This window comes from Flavobacterium gossypii, assembly GCF_014138495.1.
Classification (GTDB): domain Bacteria; phylum Bacteroidota; class Bacteroidia; order Flavobacteriales; family Flavobacteriaceae; genus Flavobacterium; species Flavobacterium endophyticum.
The window spans coordinates 768,611-784,680 of sequence record NZ_JACJIS010000001.1 but is presented as its reverse complement, the minus strand read 5'-3'; the positions used below and the strand labels follow the sequence as shown (position 1 = coordinate 784,680).

16 protein-coding genes are annotated in these 16,070 nt (G+C 37.6%); 7 read left to right on the top strand and 9 right to left on the bottom strand.

Going from position 1 to position 16,070, the window contains the following annotated elements; all coding sequences use genetic code 11:
- Nucleotides 1-37 precede the first annotated feature (37 nt).
- Both GGR22_RS03825 and GGR22_RS03820 read left to right on the top strand, forming a co-directional pair.
- Nucleotides 38-1,165: an acyltransferase family protein gene (locus GGR22_RS03825; protein WP_182492637.1), complete on the top strand. Its 1,128-nt coding sequence runs from the start codon at nucleotides 38-40 to the stop codon at nucleotides 1,163-1,165.
- A gap of 317 nt (nucleotides 1,166-1,482) precedes the next feature.
- Entirely contained in the window at nucleotides 1,483-3,750 is a 2,268-nt protein-coding gene (locus GGR22_RS03820) for an aconitate hydratase (RefSeq protein ID WP_121375044.1), read from the top strand.
- Between the two features lie 49 nt (nucleotides 3,751-3,799).
- Here GGR22_RS03820 and GGR22_RS03815 read toward each other — a convergent pair whose 3' ends face one another.
- From GGR22_RS03815 to GGR22_RS03790, 6 genes are all read right to left on the bottom strand, one after another.
- Nucleotides 3,800-4,213 (bottom strand): DUF1801 domain-containing protein, encoded by a 414-nt coding sequence (locus GGR22_RS03815; protein ID WP_182492636.1) that lies wholly within the window; start codon nucleotides 4,211-4,213, stop codon nucleotides 3,800-3,802.
- Nucleotides 4,214-4,672, bottom strand: a complete 459-nt coding sequence (locus GGR22_RS03810; protein WP_182492635.1) for a GNAT family N-acetyltransferase — start codon at nucleotides 4,670-4,672, stop codon at nucleotides 4,214-4,216.
- Nucleotides 4,673-4,685: 13 nt separating this feature from the next.
- On the bottom strand, nucleotides 4,686-5,153 hold the full coding sequence (locus GGR22_RS03805; RefSeq protein WP_182493505.1) for an OsmC family protein: 468 nt from the start codon (nucleotides 5,151-5,153) through the stop codon (nucleotides 4,686-4,688).
- A gap of 77 nt (nucleotides 5,154-5,230) precedes the next feature.
- Entirely contained in the window at nucleotides 5,231-5,908 is a 678-nt protein-coding gene (locus GGR22_RS03800; RefSeq protein WP_121375040.1) for a C1q-like domain-containing protein, read from the bottom strand.
- A 166-nt stretch (nucleotides 5,909-6,074) separates the two neighbouring features.
- A complete protein-coding gene (locus GGR22_RS03795; RefSeq protein WP_121375039.1) occupies nucleotides 6,075-7,523 on the bottom strand; it encodes a glyceraldehyde-3-phosphate dehydrogenase in 1,449 nt (482 codons plus the stop codon).
- Nucleotides 7,524-7,676: 153 nt separating this feature from the next.
- A complete protein-coding gene (locus GGR22_RS03790; protein WP_182492634.1) occupies nucleotides 7,677-9,068 on the bottom strand; it encodes a S1C family serine protease in 1,392 nt (463 codons plus the stop codon).
- A gap of 181 nt (nucleotides 9,069-9,249) precedes the next feature.
- Here GGR22_RS03790 and dapF point away from each other — a divergent pair, with 181 nt between their 5' ends.
- From dapF to GGR22_RS03765, 5 genes are all read left to right on the top strand, one after another.
- Complete coding sequence (dapF, locus tag GGR22_RS03785; protein ID WP_182492633.1) at nucleotides 9,250-10,032, top strand: diaminopimelate epimerase; 783 nt, start codon at nucleotides 9,250-9,252, stop codon at nucleotides 10,030-10,032.
- Nucleotides 10,033-10,053: 21 nt separating this feature from the next.
- On the top strand, nucleotides 10,054-10,587 hold the full coding sequence (locus tag GGR22_RS03780; RefSeq protein ID WP_182492632.1) for a GNAT family N-acetyltransferase: 534 nt from the start codon (nucleotides 10,054-10,056) through the stop codon (nucleotides 10,585-10,587).
- 16 nt (nucleotides 10,588-10,603) lie between these two features.
- Nucleotides 10,604-11,644 (top strand): endolytic transglycosylase MltG, encoded by a 1,041-nt coding sequence (gene mltG / locus GGR22_RS03775; RefSeq protein ID WP_182492631.1) that lies wholly within the window; start codon nucleotides 10,604-10,606, stop codon nucleotides 11,642-11,644.
- Nucleotides 11,645-11,700: 56 nt separating this feature from the next.
- A complete protein-coding gene (locus GGR22_RS03770) occupies nucleotides 11,701-12,561 on the top strand; it encodes a DUF2279 domain-containing protein (protein ID WP_246336910.1) in 861 nt (286 codons plus the stop codon).
- 97 nt (nucleotides 12,562-12,658) lie between these two features.
- Nucleotides 12,659-13,300, top strand: coding sequence for a peptidoglycan-binding protein LysM (locus GGR22_RS03765; protein WP_121375033.1), 642 nt, complete (start codon nucleotides 12,659-12,661; stop codon nucleotides 13,298-13,300).
- A gap of 75 nt (nucleotides 13,301-13,375) precedes the next feature.
- Here GGR22_RS03765 and GGR22_RS03760 read toward each other — a convergent pair whose 3' ends face one another.
- From GGR22_RS03760 to dnaA, 3 genes are read right to left on the bottom strand one after another with little or no spacing between them, the layout of a single operon-like run.
- Complete coding sequence (locus GGR22_RS03760) at nucleotides 13,376-14,092, bottom strand: SAM-dependent methyltransferase (protein ID WP_182492629.1); 717 nt, start codon at nucleotides 14,090-14,092, stop codon at nucleotides 13,376-13,378.
- Nucleotides 14,089-14,556, bottom strand: a complete 468-nt coding sequence (locus GGR22_RS03755) for a low molecular weight protein-tyrosine-phosphatase (RefSeq protein ID WP_121375031.1) — start codon at nucleotides 14,554-14,556, stop codon at nucleotides 14,089-14,091. Before GGR22_RS03755 ends, GGR22_RS03760 begins: the two co-directional genes overlap by 4 nt.
- Before the next feature lie 50 nt (nucleotides 14,557-14,606).
- Nucleotides 14,607-16,034 carry a chromosomal replication initiator protein DnaA gene (dnaA, locus tag GGR22_RS03750; RefSeq protein ID WP_121375030.1) on the bottom strand — a complete coding sequence of 476 codons (1,428 nt, stop codon included), beginning with the start codon at nucleotides 16,032-16,034 and terminating at the stop codon, nucleotides 14,607-14,609.
- Nucleotides 16,035-16,070 lie beyond the last annotated feature (36 nt).

Here is a 16,070-nt window from a genome sequence, read left to right as displayed (position 1 = left end):
AATTTGTATTTATATTTGAGTAGAAATACAAATACAATTGCTGAAAAAACAACTAAACGATTCCCGTCGCATTTTCGGTTTGGATCTTATGAGAGCCGTAGCCATCTTAATGGTTTTGAGTTCGCATTGCCTTTGGATCTATCCTGAAAGCAATAGTTTTTTTGCGCAATTGCTGAAGTTATTCGGTTTTTTAGGAGTAGAAATTTTCTTTGTCTTAAGCGGATTTCTTATTGGTAAGATACTGTTACAATCTTTTCTGAAACACGATTTTTCGTTTTCCCACACGATAAAATTCCTAAGAAGAAGATGGTTTAGAACACTTCCTAATTATTTTCTTATTCTACTTGCCAATATAATAATAGCAGGAATCATAGGCTATAAGATTGAGTCGTTGTGGAAATATTTCTTCTTCCTCCAAAATTTCTCAGGTCCTATGCCAGCCTTTTTTCCTGAATCTTGGAGCTTATCTGTTGAAGAATGGGCTTATGTGCTCTTGCCATTGTTACTGCTCTCTGTGGCCTATATCACAAAGCCAAAAAACAAATCACTCTTTTTTATAATCCTTTTGTGTTTGTTGCTGATTCTGTCTTTAGTGGCAAAGATGTATTCGTATGGAAATACTGCGGTTGCAAACCTAAACGATTGGAATGTTTCATTAAAAGCTATAGTTGTCTATCGACTAGACGCTATCCTTTATGGTGTACTATCAAGCTGGATATATTGTCAATACTATGATTTCTGGAAGAAAAATAAAGCAGTCTTCTTACTGATTGGAATAATCGGTCTCTTGTTTATCTTTTTTGGGTTTGGAAAAATGGCCTTGACTGCCGAAAGCCAGAACATCATTTTGTATACAATATACCTCCCGGCAGTTTCTGCATGCATAGCGCTATTTCTTCCTTTCTTGTCAGGATGGAAATCTGAAAACTCAATAGCAAAGAAACCAATCGTTTATATCAGCCTGATTTCCTATTCGATTTATTTACTGCATTATAGCGTAATACTTCAGCTGATGAAATACTTTTTTCCTGTTAATGATTTTTCGGAAATTCAATTGCATATTTTTACAGTTGTATATCTTCTATTGACAATAATTTTCAGTTTTGGACTCTATGTCTTTTATGAAAAACCTATTATGGATTTGAGAGAGAAATCAAAAAAATAATGCCCCAAATTGCGCTTTTTTTACAGTTTTCTGCATAGTGTCTGTAATTTAGAAACATTCTTAATTTTAAAGCCACTATTTCAGTCCATTTCAATTTCGAATTTGACAAAAAAAACTTTTTAAATTAACAAAAACGGAAAAAATTAATTCAATTTTAATTATAATTTAATAATAATCACTAAAAATTATATTTTAGGAATAATAATCTTTTGAAACCCCGCTTTTATTAAAAATAGTTCAAATGTGAGTGGAATTCAGTAAATTTGCAGTGCAAAGAAACAAACTAAAATATAAACAAAATAGACTAATTACACATTATGGCTTTTGATATTGAAATGATTAAAAAAGCATACGGGACAATGGCAGAACGTGTTGATAAAGCACGTCAGTTGGTGGGTCGCCCGTTAACGCTTTCAGAAAAGATTTTGTACTCACATCTTTGGGAAGGAAACCCGACCCAAGCTTTTACAAGAGGAAAAGATTATGTTGATTTTGCTCCAGATAGAGTAGCGTGCCAAGATGCAACGGCACAGATGGCGCTATTGCAATTTATGCACGCTGGAAAAAATAAAGTTGCTGTGCCTACTACAGTTCATTGCGATCACTTGATCCAAGCAAAAGTTGATGCTGCAACCGATTTGGCGAGAGCAAAAACACAAAGTAATGAAGTTTTTGATTTCCTTTCATCAGTTTCAGATAAATACGGAATCGGTTTCTGGAAACCAGGTGCAGGAATCATCCACCAAGTAGTTCTTGAAAATTACGCTTTCCCGGGAGGAATGATGATTGGTACCGATTCACATACAGTAAATGCTGGTGGATTGGGAATGCTAGCTATCGGTGTTGGTGGTGCTGATGCTGTTGACGTAATGTCGGGTATGGCTTGGGAATTAAAATTCCCTAAACTAATCGGAATCAAATTGACAGGAAAATTATCAGGTTGGACAGCTCCAAAAGATGTTATCTTGAAAGTAGCAGGAATTCTTACCGTTAAAGGTGGAACGGGTGCCATAGTAGAATATTTTGGCGAAGGTGCAACAGCAATGTCTTGTACTGGAAAAGGTACTATTTGTAACATGGGTGCAGAAATTGGTGCTACGACTTCTACTTTCGGTTATGACGATTCAATGCGTCGTTACTTAAAATCTACAGGAAGAGCTGATGTAGCGGAAGCTGCTGATGCAGTTGCTCCTTATTTGACTGGAGATGCTGAAGTTTATGCAAATCCGGAACAATATTTCGACCAAGTTATCGAAATCAATCTTTCTGAATTAGAGCCGCATTTGAACGGTCCTTTCACGCCGGATTTGGCTACGCCAATTTCTAAAATGAGAGAAGAAGCTGAAAAAAATAACTGGCCATTGCAAATCCAAGTAGGTTTGATCGGTTCTTGTACAAACTCTTCATACGAAGATATTTCTCGTGCCGCTTCATTGGCTAAGCAAGTAGCTGACAAAAATTTAAAAACAAAAGCACAATTCACAATCACTCCAGGTTCTGAAGTTGTTCGTTATACTATCGAAAGAGACGGATTTATCGACACATTTGATAAGATTGGTGCTACAGTTTTCGCAAATGCTTGCGGACCATGTATCGGAATGTGGGATAGAGAAGGAGCTGAAAAAGAAGAACGAAATACAATCGTTCACTCGTTCAACCGTAACTTCTCAAAACGTGCCGATGGTAACCCGAATACTTTGGCATTCGTAGGTTCTCCGGAATTGGTTACAGCTTTGGCGATTGCAGGAGATTTAGGTTTCAACCCGCTTACTGATAAATTGATCAACGAAGATGGACAAGAAGTAATGCTTGACGAGCCAACTGGTAATGAATTGCCTCCAAAAGGATTTGATGCTGAAGATCCTGGTTTCCAAGCGCCGTCTGAAGATGGTTCTGGTGTTCAGGTTGTTGTGAGCCCGACTTCTGAAAGATTGCAACTGTTAGCACCTTTCGAGCCTTGGAACGGTGAAAACATTATTGGAGCTAAATTGCTTATCAAAGCTTTCGGAAAATGTACAACTGACCATATTTCTATGGCTGGACCTTGGTTGCGTTTCCGTGGACATTTAGATAATATTTCAAACAATATGCTTATCGGAGCAATCAATGCCTTCAACCAAAAAGCAAATTCTGTTAAAAACCAATTGAACGGAAAATACGATTCAGTTCCTGCGGTTCAAAGAGAATACAAAGCAGCTGGAGTTCCGACAATTGTTGTGGGTGACCATAACTATGGTGAAGGTTCGTCTAGAGAGCATGCGGCAATGGAGCCACGTTTCCTTGGCGTAAAAGCAGTATTGGTGAAATCATTCGCACGTATTCACGAGACAAACTTGAAAAAACAAGGAATGTTAGCGCTTACTTTTGCTAATGAAGCAGATTATGATAAAATCCAAGAAAATGATACTTTCAATTTTGTAGATTTGAAAGAGTTTGCTCCAGGAAAGCCTCTTACAATCGAGCTTTTCCACGATAATGGAACAACTGAAACTATCTTGGCAAATCATACCTATAATGAAGGTCAGATCGGCTGGTTCGTTGCAGGTTCTGCATTGAACTTGATCGCGGCTGCAGGAAATGCTTAATTGATATTTCTTTTATAAATAAAAAAACTCCTGAGAAATCGGGAGTTTTTTATTTTTCAACTTGGCTCAGCCAATCCTTTAGTACATTTTCTAAATCTTTTTGTCTACTTTTTGCATCTTGTAAATCCTTTATTTGAGCAATTTTTCTTCCGTCAGTATAATTCTCTTCAAGAAATCCGGATGAGTCGTTGATTTTTGCCCCTGTCGGAAAGACAAGCAAAATGGTTCCCTTGCGATGAATGTTAAGTACCAAGATGTCTCTTTTGTATTCTTTAGGATCAAAAGGTTTCATTTCTCCAGAGTAATAAAAGCTTGGAGAATTCCATTTGATATGCTCGCCAATTTCTTTATCTACAGCTAAGACAGTCTGTCTTAGAAACGTTATTGTTGTCGCAAGTGTCGGATTGAGCTGTTGGATATATTCTGTTACCTGCTCTTCGTTAGTACCTTTTGATTTTGCCATCTATATTGTTTTTACTTGTCTTTTCGCCATACATACGCTACTTTCAATATTTTCATACTGTCCATAGTTAGGAATCCGATGGTATCCTGCTTTTTCATACAGCTTGATAGCTTCGACCATCTTTTGTCCAGTTTCAAGTATATAGGCGGAATAGCCTAGTTCTTTTGCCCACGTTTCCAATTCCTCTAAGACTTTGTAAGCGATTCCTTTTCCTCTGGCTTCAGGAAGCACAAACATCCTTTTGATTTCTACAGTAGTATCAGCATAATGTTTAAAAGCTCCACATCCTGCGGGAATACCTTCGTGATAATAGAGGACAACGTTTTTTATATGGTCGAGCTTGTTGTATTGTGAGAAGAAGGAATGTTCATCGCCGTCTTTGATCTTAAGGTCTTGGTCGAGAAGAATAACAAGTTTTTGAAAGTCGCTGTCTTCAGAATTTGTTCTTTTAATTGACATAGAAATAAGGTGATTAAACTTTACTTTGCGGAATATGTCTTACCGGAAAATTTACAGAGTTGGCGATAAAACATAGCTGATTGGCAGTTTTATGCAGCTCATTCGCCTTTTCAAGCATAGAAGAATCGCTTACTGTTACGATAGGGTTTAAGGTGACTTCTGTAAAATGACCCGATCCGTCATCGTTGACGGCCATCTTTCCTGTAGCATTGTCAATGTAATCGGTTACGACTATCCCGGCTTTGACACATACATGAAGATACGACATCATGTGGCAAGCCGAAAGCGAAGCGAGCAGAAGATCTTCTGGGTTATGGACGGTTTTGTCTCCATGGAATACAGGATCTGACGAACCTTTGATGTCAACTTTATTGTCAATTTGGATTGTATGGCTCCTTTCATAAGCCCTATAGCTTGAAGTGCCTGTTCCGTTGTTTCCTGTCCATCGGACTGTAAGTTGGTAATTGTGTTCTGGATACATGTTGTGAAGATGAATTGGTTGCTTCACAAATTTAGCTAATTTCGGTAAAGTCTCATTGTCTTTTTATGAGAGAAAATTTATCGTACCTGATGAATGGTAAAATAAGATTCGTCTCCACTCGTTAATATGCCTACGGTAATAACTCCGCCGCTATAGCCTTTAAAGCTTATAGTATCGCCCGTATTCAGTTGCATCAAAGTCTGGATAGACCGATTGGGCGGATTAATATTAATTCCTAAAAGCTGGACATTGATATAACTTTCCTTAGCATTTATAACGCCGTTTTTGAATACTGCTACCCCAAAATCACTTGCTGCAACAAGGCCAGGATTTGCCTTAATCGCAACATAGACAGAATAGATTCCGGGTTGTTTTGCGGTAAAAGTATTGGTTGTTGTGTTGTATTCGCTATTGGTGTCAAATTCTATAGTATTGAAAGGTATAGTGGTATAGGAATTGGCTAGAATGCTCAAGCTAATTGTGGCCGGACTTCCAGAAACAAATCCTCCTTTGATAAAAGTCTTAAGATGGCTTTCGATGACTTTCTTAGCAGAAATTCGTTGCACATTTCCCAAGGCATCTACCACCATGATAGAATCTTTCGCGGCAGTTTCACGGGTATTGCTGGTAGTGGTGCGTATCCTAAAATCTCCATTTACATCCAAAGTTGCTGTTGGAGTTGTCGTGCCGATTCCTATTTGGGAAAAGCCAAGAATAGGAAGTAGGATCATAAGGCTGAGCACTAGTGATTTCATAAATTTTTAGATTTGGTGGCAAATCAAAGTTACGAAATAAATCTATAAAATCTCAAAATGAGAATATAAATGTTTTTAAAGTTTCATTTTGAGAATATTTTGGGGATAAAAAAATCCGCCTTATTGCTACGACGGATTTTTACCAAAATTAAAATTCAAAAAACCACTAGTAGTAAGAATACCTTCTTACTTTAGAAATGTATTTCGCAAGGCGAATTACCTGGTGGCTGTAACCATATTCGTTGTCATACCAAATGTATAGTACAATATTTTTTCCGTCGCCAGAAACAATCGTTGCATTGCTATCATAGATAGAAGGAGCAGAAGTTCCTACGATGTCTGAAGAAACAAGCTCGTTGTTAAGCGAATATTTGATTTGTTCCACCAACTCGCCTTCAAGAGCATAACGTTTCATGATTTCGTTGATTTCTGAAACAGAAGTTTCTTTGCTTACTTCAAGATTTAGCACGACCAATGATCCGTTTGGAACTGGAACACGGATAGCATTTGAAGTTAGTTTTCCAGCAAGGCTTGGCAATGCTTTTGCAACGGCACTTCCGGCACCTGTTTCTGTAATAACCATATTCAAAGCAGCAGCTCTTCCACGACGGTATTTCTTGTGCATGTTATCGACCAAGTTTTGGTCGTTAGTATAGGCATGAATCGTTTCTAAATGTCCTTTTACCACGCCCAAAGTATCTTCTACAGCTTTTAGAATAGGAGTAATGGCATTGGTAGTACAAGATGCTGCAGAGAAGATATTAACTTCATCCGGATTGTATTCTGTGTGGTTCACGCCATGTACGATATTTGGAACGCCTTTTCCTGGAGCAGTTAGCAAAACTTTGTCCACGCCTTGAGATTTCAAGTGTCTTGCCAAAGCTTCCTGAGTCGTGAAAGCACCTGTATTGTCAATTACTAAAGCATCAGAAATTCCGTAAGTCGTGTAATCAATTTCTTCAGGGCTTCCTGCTGTGATGATATGAACGGTTGTTCCATTGATAATCAAAGCATTGTTCTCTGGATCGGCAGCAACAGAACCTTGGAAATCTCCGTGGATAGAATCGTATCTCAAAAGAGAGGCTCTTTTTTCTAAGCTTGTAGCATCATTTTTTTCACGAACTACGATAGCTCTCAATCGTAACTGTGTTCCTTTTCCGGTTTTAGACATCAGCTCGCGAGCCAATAATCTTCCGATACGTCCAAAACCATACAATACGACATCTTTCGGCTTGTTGTTTTTGAAATCTTTTGCATTTCTTAATTTGTCGATTACAAAAGCCTTTGCGTCGTTGTACTTGTTGTCTTCCAAGTGATATTCATACGTCAACTTTCCGATATCCAATTTTGCAGGTGGCAAGTCTAGTGATAAGATAGCACGAGCAATTTCGACAGAATCAAAAACATTAATCGGCTTCCCGACAAATTCTCCAGCATATTCGTGAAGATTGATAATATCGCTCACGTTTGTGTTGATCAGCTGGTTTTTGAAAAGAACCAATTCGATAGATTTATCATACCATAAATCGCTGATGATTTTGATGAATTCTACGCCAGCTCTTCTTCGGTCTGCCTGAAAAGAAAGCTCTTTTTCGTATAACGCGTTCTTTGTCATAATGTAAAAAATGTAGTTTAGTTGTGTTGTAATATATTTCGATGGCGCAAAAGTATAGATTTCAAACGTTTTCGTAAAGTATTTTGCCAAAAATTTTGCATAAAAAAAGCCAGCTTTGTCAACTGGCTTTTCGCAAAAGAAATTTTTGTTTTTTTATCTGAAAATATAGCGCTCGATTTGCCCATTTCTATTTAGCATTTCTATTTTTGTCGGCTCATTTTGCTGTTTTCTGGACAACACGCTCGATGCTTTTTTAACATCCTCAATTTTTATGTCGTCAATTTTTAGGATGATACTTCCTTCTAAGCCTCTGTAATAGTCGCTAGCAACATCCTTGATTTTGACTCCGTACGACAAGTTCATTCTTTTCTTGTCATCAGAGCTGATATTTTCTAACTGCAATCCGTTATAATCATAGCTGAAAAACTCATTCTTAGAAAGTTTTACAGGAACTTCAAAAGCTTTTCCGTTTCTCAAATAGGTGACTTTGACAATATCATCCGGCCTTTTTGTATTTACAAATGCTGAAAGCTCTGCATACGTCGCGATATTTTGGCTGTCGAGTTTAATGATGATATCACCTTTTTTAAGACCCGCTTTTTGGGCTCCAGAATCTTCGGTAACATCATTTACATAAAAACCCTTGGTTTCAGAAACTCCTAATTCTTTAGAAGCAGCACTGTTCAATTCCCCGCCTTGGACACCTAAAATTCCCCTTTGAACATTTCCATATTCCATAATGTCCTCGATAATTTTTCTAGTAATATTCGACGGAACGGCAAAAGAATAGCCTACATAAGAACCTGTCATCGAAGAAATCATGGTGTTAATTCCGATAAGCTCTCCTCTTGTATTTACCAAAGCACCTCCGCTATTTCCTGGGTTTACAGCCGCGTCAGTTTGGATAAAAGATTGGATTCCTCTTTGGTCCAGATTTCTAGCTTTAGCAGAAACGATTCCAGCCGTAACTGTTGAGGTCAGATTGTAAGGATTTCCTACAGCAAGCACCCATTCTCCAACTTTCACGTTGTCAGAATCTCCAAAAACAGCATAAGGCATTTTTTTGCCTGTATCAATCTTGAGTAAGGCGATGTCCATTTTAGAATCAGTTCCAATCAGTTTTGCTTTGTAGGTATCGCTATTGTTTAGGGTTACTTCAAGTTCTGAAGCATCTTGGATTACGTGATTGTTGGTCACAATGTAGCCATCTTCAGAAATAATGACTCCAGATCCAGTTCCGACTTGCGCTTGCTGCTGGCCTCCTTTATAACCGTAAAAATATTCAAGCATCGGGTTGGTCACAGTCCTGTAAGAAAGATTCTTGACATGGACTACGGTATGGACCGCATTGTCTGCGGCGGTCGTGAAATCAACTGCTTCAGCACCCAGTCCGACATTTTTGGTATAATTGGCGGGGGCCGAAGTTACGATTGATTTTTTGTTGTTAGATAATAAGCCGTCATTCTCGATAAACAGCTTATAAGCGCCCAAAGTGGTCGCGCCACTTAATAGGGACACTAAGAATAAACCGGAAAATCTTTTCATAGTATGTTAATAATTAAGTTATTTAATCGTAAATATAGATTGAAAATTGTATCGTGATTTTGAGTTTAACTCACGATTAACAATGATTAACTTTTCATTAATATTCGTACTTTTGTTGTAATTAATTTTGCCCTGTCAGAGTTCTTAACTCTGACAGGATTGAATAAAATAAAATTTCGAAATGGAAATCAATTTCTATAAATATCAAGGAACAGGAAACGACTTTATCTTGATTGATAATCGTCAAGATGTATTTTCCAAAAATAATACCAAACTGGTAGAAACCCTCTGCAACAGACGTTTCGGAATAGGCGCTGACGGATTGATTCTTTTAGAAAATGACAATTCGACAGACTTCAAAATGGTCTATTACAATTCTGATGGTAACCAAAGTTCCATGTGTGGTAACGGGGGACGATGCTTGGTTGCTTTTGCAAAAAGCTTAGGGATTATCGAAAATAAAGCAACTTTTATTGCAACAGACGGGCTGCATCATGCTACTATTTCTGATGATGGAATTGTTTCCTTGCAGATGAAAGATGTCGATGAAGTCAGAATCGAAGATAGTTATGTGTTTTTAGATACAGGTTCGCCACATCATGTGCAATTGGTTGAAGATTTAGAGCATTTCGAAGTAAAAGAAAAAGGCGCGGCAATCCGATATGGCGAATTATATGGCAAGGCAGGAAGTAATGTGAATTTTGTAAGTCAAAAATCTGCTGACACTTTTTCACTAAGAACCTATGAAAGAGGTGTTGAAGATGAGACGCTTTCTTGCGGAACCGGCGCTACAGCTGTAGCCATAGCCATGAAAGCTTTAGGAAAGACAGAATCCAACAAAGTCAACCTGAATGTACAAGGCGGAAAACTCGAAGTTTCTTTTACTCCAACTGAAGGAAAATATGTTGATGTTTTTCTAAAAGGCCCAGCTGCCTTTGTCTTTGAAGGGAATATTTCGGTCTAATCTAACGCCTAATTAATCTGAATGATAACCTTGCAAGGAAAAAATATCTACCTGCGTGCTCTCGAACCTGAAGATCTTGAGTTTATTTTTGCTATCGAGAACGACGAATCGATATGGGAATTTAGCAATACGCAGACGCCATACAGTCGTTTTCTCATACGGCAATATCTCGAAAATGCATATCAAGACATTTATGAGGCAAAACAATTGCGTTTGGCAATCTGTAAAAATGATACTTTTCAAGCGGTAGGATTGATTGATTTATTCGAATACGATCCGAGAAATAATCGTGCGGGTATCGGAATTATTATCAAAGATGAAGGAAATAGAAATCAAGGTATCGGTTCACAAGCACTTGAACTCCTAATAGGTTATTCTTTCAAGCAATTAAACGTAAAACAGTTATTTGCAAATATCAATCCCGAGAATGAAGCAAGTATCACGCTTTTTACTAATTTTGGCTTTCAAAAAATCGGAATAAAAAAACAATGGAATCTCATCGACGGCGTTTATAAAGACGAAGCGATGTTTCAGTTAATCAATCAGCAATCTTAAAAAAAACATTTACAAAGTGAAAATCAAAAAAATCCTTGTCATATTTTCAGTGCTTTTAGTACTTGCCTTGTCTATTTACGGCTATATGCTTTACAGAAAGATTTTTTCTGCCAATACAAAATTTGATGAAAAAGAAGTTTTCGTATATATTCCTACCGATTCTGATTATGCTTCTGTAGAGAAAATTGTGGCGCCATACATTGATAATATGGACAACTTTAAAATGGTTGCCAAGAAAAAATCGTATGTAACCAATGTAAAAGCAGGAAAATTTCTTTTGAAAAAAGGAATGAATAATAACGATATTATCAACTCTTTACGCCAACCTTTAGAAACAAAAATTGCTTTCAATAATCAAGAAAGATTAGAAGATTTTGCAGGAAGAATCGGTTCTCAGATTGAAGCTGACAGTACTTCTTTGATGAAAGCGTTTACAGACAAGACCTTTTTAGAAGAAAACGGATTTACAGAAGAAAATGTATTGAGCATGTTTATTCCCAATTCTTATGAGTTTTTCTGGAATACATCTGCTGAAAAATTCCGTGATAGAATGGCAAAAGAATACCGCAATTTTTGGAATGCCGATAGGAAAGCAAAAGCTGAAGCATTACATCTTACGCCGCTTGAAGTTTCAGCTTTGGCTTCAATCGTGCATAAAGAAACGGTAAAAACAGATGAAAGACCTAGAGTTGCAGGTGTCTATTTAAACAGACTGCAGTCCGGAATGAAGCTGGAAGCGGATCCGACGGTTATCTATGCCGTTAAAAAAGAAGCTAATGATTTCGACCGAGTTATCAAAAGAGTTTTATATAAAGACTTGGAAACTGTTTCTCCTTATAATACCTATCGAAACACTGGATTGCCTCCTGGGCCGATTGCAATGCCCGACGTCACGGCAATCGATGCGGTCTTGAACCCAGAAAAACACAATTATATTTATTTCTGTGCCAGCGTTACTAATTTTGGATACCATGAGTTTGCAGTAACTCCTGCACAGCATGAAGTAAATCGCCAGAAATATGTGGCTTGGGTTAACAAACAAGGAATCAATAGATAGTTTTGAGATTCTCTAAAGTAGTATATTTTTTATTTTTTCTAATAGTCTCAGATGGCTTGGCGCAAAATCAGTTTCAGGATTTTCTCAAGCCATCTGATAGTTTAGATATTTCCCGAAGAAATGCCGTGGTAATCTCAGAAAGCATAGCGATTAGCGGTGCTTTAGTCGGATTGAATCAACTTTGGTATAGCGATTACGAAAAATCAAGCTTCCATTTTAAAAATGATAATGCCCATTGGCTGCAGATGGACAAAGCCGGGCATGTGTATTCTTCCTACCATATTGGCCGTTTTGGAGCCGAGCTTTTGGATTGGAGCGGCGTTTCTAAAAAAGACCAGCTCATTTATGGCGCCACGACAGGTTTCGTGTTTCTGACAGCTGTTGAAATCCTAGATGGTTATTCTTCTGAATGGGGATTTTCTTGGGGTGATGTTGCAGCAAATGCTTCAGGAACCGCATTATACGTTTCTCAAGAACTGCTATGGAAAGAGCAACGCATTGTTCCCAAATTCTCGTTTCATCAGACTCCGTATGCTAAAGCAAGGCCTGATGTTTTGGGTGCTTCTTTTTCTGAAGAAATCTTGAAAGATTATAATGGACAGACGTATTGGCTTTCGGCAAATATCCATTCCTTTTTTAAAGAGTCAAAAATTCCGAAATGGCTGAATGTTGCCGTTGGTTATGGAGGTGAAGGAATGATTACCGCAAACGATGAGCTAGTGAACACTATTTTTCTTCCTGAAAAGGAAAGAACAAGACAATTTTACCTGAGTTTGGATGTTGACTTGACTAAAATTAACACCAATTCTCACTTTTTAAAGACGCTTTTTTCCATTTTTAATTCTGTGAAAGTTCCTGCCCCTACTTTAGAATTCAGGGAGTTAGGCGGTGTAAAATGGCACTTCGTCTATTTTTAGAAAACATTAACAGCCTGATTTTCAGATTCATATTATTTATCGTATATTTGCCCCGTAGAAATTTCAAGATGGTGACAGGGCTTGAGAAATCAAATTTATGATAAAAAAATGTTACTTTTTTGCGGGTCTGATAGTCTCAGTCGCATTCATTACTTTAGGTTTTACATCTAAAGAATCAGAAAAAAACTCTTGGTTTTATGTAGGAGAAGATGAAGAAATCATTTGCACCGTTCCCACACAAGATGAAAGCCAATATGTTAATCTAGAACTTCCTTACACAGGAAAATCGTACACCGGCTTTAAACAGGCAATCGCCATAAGAGAATCTCAAGGCCAATACAAGTTAGTTAATTCTTTCGGATACATGGGAAAATACCAATTTGGTATGTCTGCCTTGCGTTCTATTGGAATTAAAAGTAAAGTGGAATTCCTGAATAGTCCAAGACTTCAAGAAAAAGCTTTCAAAGCATTGCTTTCTATCAACAAAGCACAGCTTGCGGCAGAAATTGAAAAATTTGAAGGAAAGATTATTAACGGCGTAAAAATTACCGAATCTGGAATCTTGGCTGCAGCACATTTAGGTGGCGCGGGTTCTGTAAAAAGTTATTTGAATAGCAACGGAAGACGCAAATTCAAAGACGGCTTTGGTACTTCAATGAAAAGTTATTTTAAACTATTTGGAGGGTATGATACTTCGCATATCATTGCCAATATGAACGCAAAGGTGAAGCTGAACTAATTGTCAGATTTACTTAAAATAAAAAAGGAAGATTGATTTTGTCAGTCTTCCTTTTTTATTTAGATTTATTTTTGCCTAATACATTTTATGGATGATAAAAATACAAGGTCGGTTGTGCAAATCGACTTTTGTTTTCTTCCAATCCGCTACTCTTAAAGTCTTGATGTACTCAGTCGGTAGGGTAATATCACATGCAATGCACAAATGTGTGTTCGGCTGTAAAGTCTGAAGAATGTCTTCTAAAAGTTTGTTGTTTCTATAAGGTGTTTCTATAAAAAGTTGCGACTGGTTTTTGTCGTACGATAGTTTTTCTAAATTTTTTAAAGCGGATTTCTTCTCCGATTTGTCAATCGGAAGATAACCGTTGAAAGCAAAGCTCTGTCCGTTCATCCCCGAACCCATAAGAGCTAGCAAGATAGAAGAAGGGCCTACAAGCGGAACAACCTGAATTCCTTTTTCATGCGCAATTTTGACGATGGCAGCACCTGGATCGGCAACACCCGGACATCCGGCTTCTGACATTAGCCCGACATTGATTCCTTGAAGGCAAGGAGCAATCATTTGGGCGTGTTCTTTGACTTCGGTATGTTTGTTTAGTAGGCTGATTTTTAAATCTGGCTGTTTCTTTTCGGGATGGGCAGCTTTGATAGATTTTCTGGCTGTTTTTTCGTTTTCTACAATATAATAATCAATGAAGTCTATGGCTTTTTTAACGGTCTGAGGCAATACGTCCATCGGATCGCTTTCGCCAAGAGTGGTTGGGATCAGGTATAATTTTCCTAGGATTTTCATTGATGTTTTGCTATAAGTTTTTCAGCTATGATGTCGCAGACTTCGTCCAGCATTCCGTATACATTTGCGAATCCGTCTTCCAATCCAAAATACGGATCAGGGACGTCTACATTTTCGTCAGGAAAAAGTTCGTTGAGAATCAAGCTGACTTTTGATTTTGCTTCTGCGTTTGGAGCCAATCGGATCACATCTTTATAATTGGAATTGTCCATTACAAAAATATAATCGTTGGTTTCAAAATCTTTTGTAGTAAATAATCTGCCTTTCTGCCTTGAAATATCAAGTCCTTTTAATTTTGCAATGGCTATAGAACGGGAATCAGGCTGCTTGCCTACATGCCAATTGCCCGTTCCAGCTGAATCTACAAGGAATTTGTCTCGAGGGAGTTTTGATTGTAAAATTCCTTCTGCCAAAGGCGAACGGCAAATATTTCCGAGGCAGACCATCAAGATTTTTACAGGCATAATTGTAAAATGTAGGTTATCAGATTTTAGATTTCAGAAGGTCTGAATTCTTATAAAGATAATTTCTTATTGATATCGTCAACAAATTTCTTAAACTGTTTGTCTGTCGAAACTAGATTGTCAACGGTCTTGCAGGCATGTAATACGGTTGCGTGATCGCGGTCTCCAATTTGAGATCCGATATTGGCTAAAGAGGCTTTTGTGTATTTTTTAGCGAAAAACATGGCTAGCTGTCTGGCTTGTACCACGTGGCGCTTTCTTGTTTTTGATTGAAGCATGTCCAAATCCAATTGGAAATAATCTGAAACTACTTTTTGGATATAATCGATCGAAATTTCGCGCTTTACGTTTTTTACGAATTTTTCTACAACCTGTTTTGCCAAATCTAAAGTCACTTCTTTTTTGTTGAAAGAAGATTGTGCAATCAAGGAAATAATAGCTCCTTCTAATTCACGGACATTCGATTTGATATTTCTAGCTACATATTCAATGATTTCTTCCGGAACTTCAACACCATCACGGTACAGGATATTTTTTAAGATAGAAATCCTTGTTTCGTAATCAGGCTGGTGCAATTCGGCCGAAAGTCCCCACTTGAAACGTGAAAGCAATCGCTGCTCGATATCTTGCATGTCTACTGGAGCCTTGTCGGAAGTAAGGATGACTTGTTTTCCGTTTTGGTGAAGGTAGTTGAAAATGTGGAAAAATACGTCTTGCGTTCCTGTCTTTCCAGATAAGAATTGCACGTCGTCTATAATCAAGACATCAATTAATTGATAGAAATGAATAAAGTCGTTACGTGTATTTTTCTTTACCGAGTCGATATATTGTTGCGTGAAAATCTCGGCAGAAATATAAAGTACCGTTTTTTCAGGATATTTGTCCTTGATTTCGACACCGATAGCATGAGCTAAGTGCGTCTTTCCCAAACCAACACCACCAAAAATCAACAACGGATTAAAAGAAGTTCCTCCAGGTTTGTTAGCAACAGCCATACCTGCAGAACGCGCTAATCGGTTGGAATCACCTTCGAGAAAATTATCAAAACTGTAATTCGCATTCAGCTGTGATTCGATTTTGACGTTTCTGATTCCAGGAATGATAAACGGATTTTTTAGCTCTGGATTTTTATTTTGCAATGGAACGTCGACATCCTGAGCTTTTACAGGAGAACGATGAGCACTTGGCAATTGTTCCGTAAACGGTTGTTTGTTGCCATAAGTGTTTTCCATCTTGATTTTATACAGTAACTTTGCGTTTTTTCCAAGTTCTTTTGTCAACGCAACTTTTAATAATTTAACGTAGTGTTCTTCTAGCCATTCATAGAAAAATTTACTAGGAACTTGAATGTATAAAGCATTGTCTGTTAGCTCAACCGATTTAATTGGTTCAAACCAAGTTTTGTAGGCTTGATCTTGAATGTTGTCCTTTATAAATGAGAGACAATTTTCCCATACCGATTGCGCAGTTTTGTTCATATATTAAGATAAATTATTATGTTTTTTAAAGTAAAT

Coding starts and splice junctions, on each gene's coding strand:
- GGR22_RS03820 (WP_121375044.1), top strand. CDS start 1,483: ATGGCTTTTGATATTGAAATGATTAAAAAAGCATACGGGACAATGGCA.
- GGR22_RS03815 (WP_182492636.1), bottom strand. CDS start 4,213: ATGGCAAAATCAAAAGGTACTAACGAAGAGCAGGTAACAGAATATATC.
- GGR22_RS03810 (WP_182492635.1), bottom strand. CDS start 4,672: ATGTCAATTAAAAGAACAAATTCTGAAGACAGCGACTTTCAAAAACTT.
- GGR22_RS03805 (WP_182493505.1), bottom strand. CDS start 5,153: ATGTATCCAGAACACAATTACCAACTTACAGTCCGATGGACAGGAAAC.
- GGR22_RS03800 (WP_121375040.1), bottom strand. CDS start 5,908: ATGAAATCACTAGTGCTCAGCCTTATGATCCTACTTCCTATTCTTGGC.
- GGR22_RS03795 (WP_121375039.1), bottom strand. CDS start 7,523: ATGACAAAGAACGCGTTATACGAAAAAGAGCTTTCTTTTCAGGCAGAC.
- GGR22_RS03790 (WP_182492634.1), bottom strand. CDS start 9,068: ATGAAAAGATTTTCCGGTTTATTCTTAGTGTCCCTATTAAGTGGCGCG.
- dapF (WP_182492633.1), top strand. CDS start 9,250: ATGGAAATCAATTTCTATAAATATCAAGGAACAGGAAACGACTTTATC.
- GGR22_RS03780 (WP_182492632.1), top strand. CDS start 10,054: ATGATAACCTTGCAAGGAAAAAATATCTACCTGCGTGCTCTCGAACCT.
- GGR22_RS03765 (WP_121375033.1), top strand. CDS start 12,659: ATGATAAAAAAATGTTACTTTTTTGCGGGTCTGATAGTCTCAGTCGCA.
- GGR22_RS03760 (WP_182492629.1), bottom strand. CDS start 14,092: ATGAAAATCCTAGGAAAATTATACCTGATCCCAACCACTCTTGGCGAA.
- GGR22_RS03755 (WP_121375031.1), bottom strand. CDS start 14,556: ATGCCTGTAAAAATCTTGATGGTCTGCCTCGGAAATATTTGCCGTTCG.
- dnaA (WP_121375030.1), bottom strand. CDS start 16,034: ATGAACAAAACTGCGCAATCGGTATGGGAAAATTGTCTCTCATTTATA.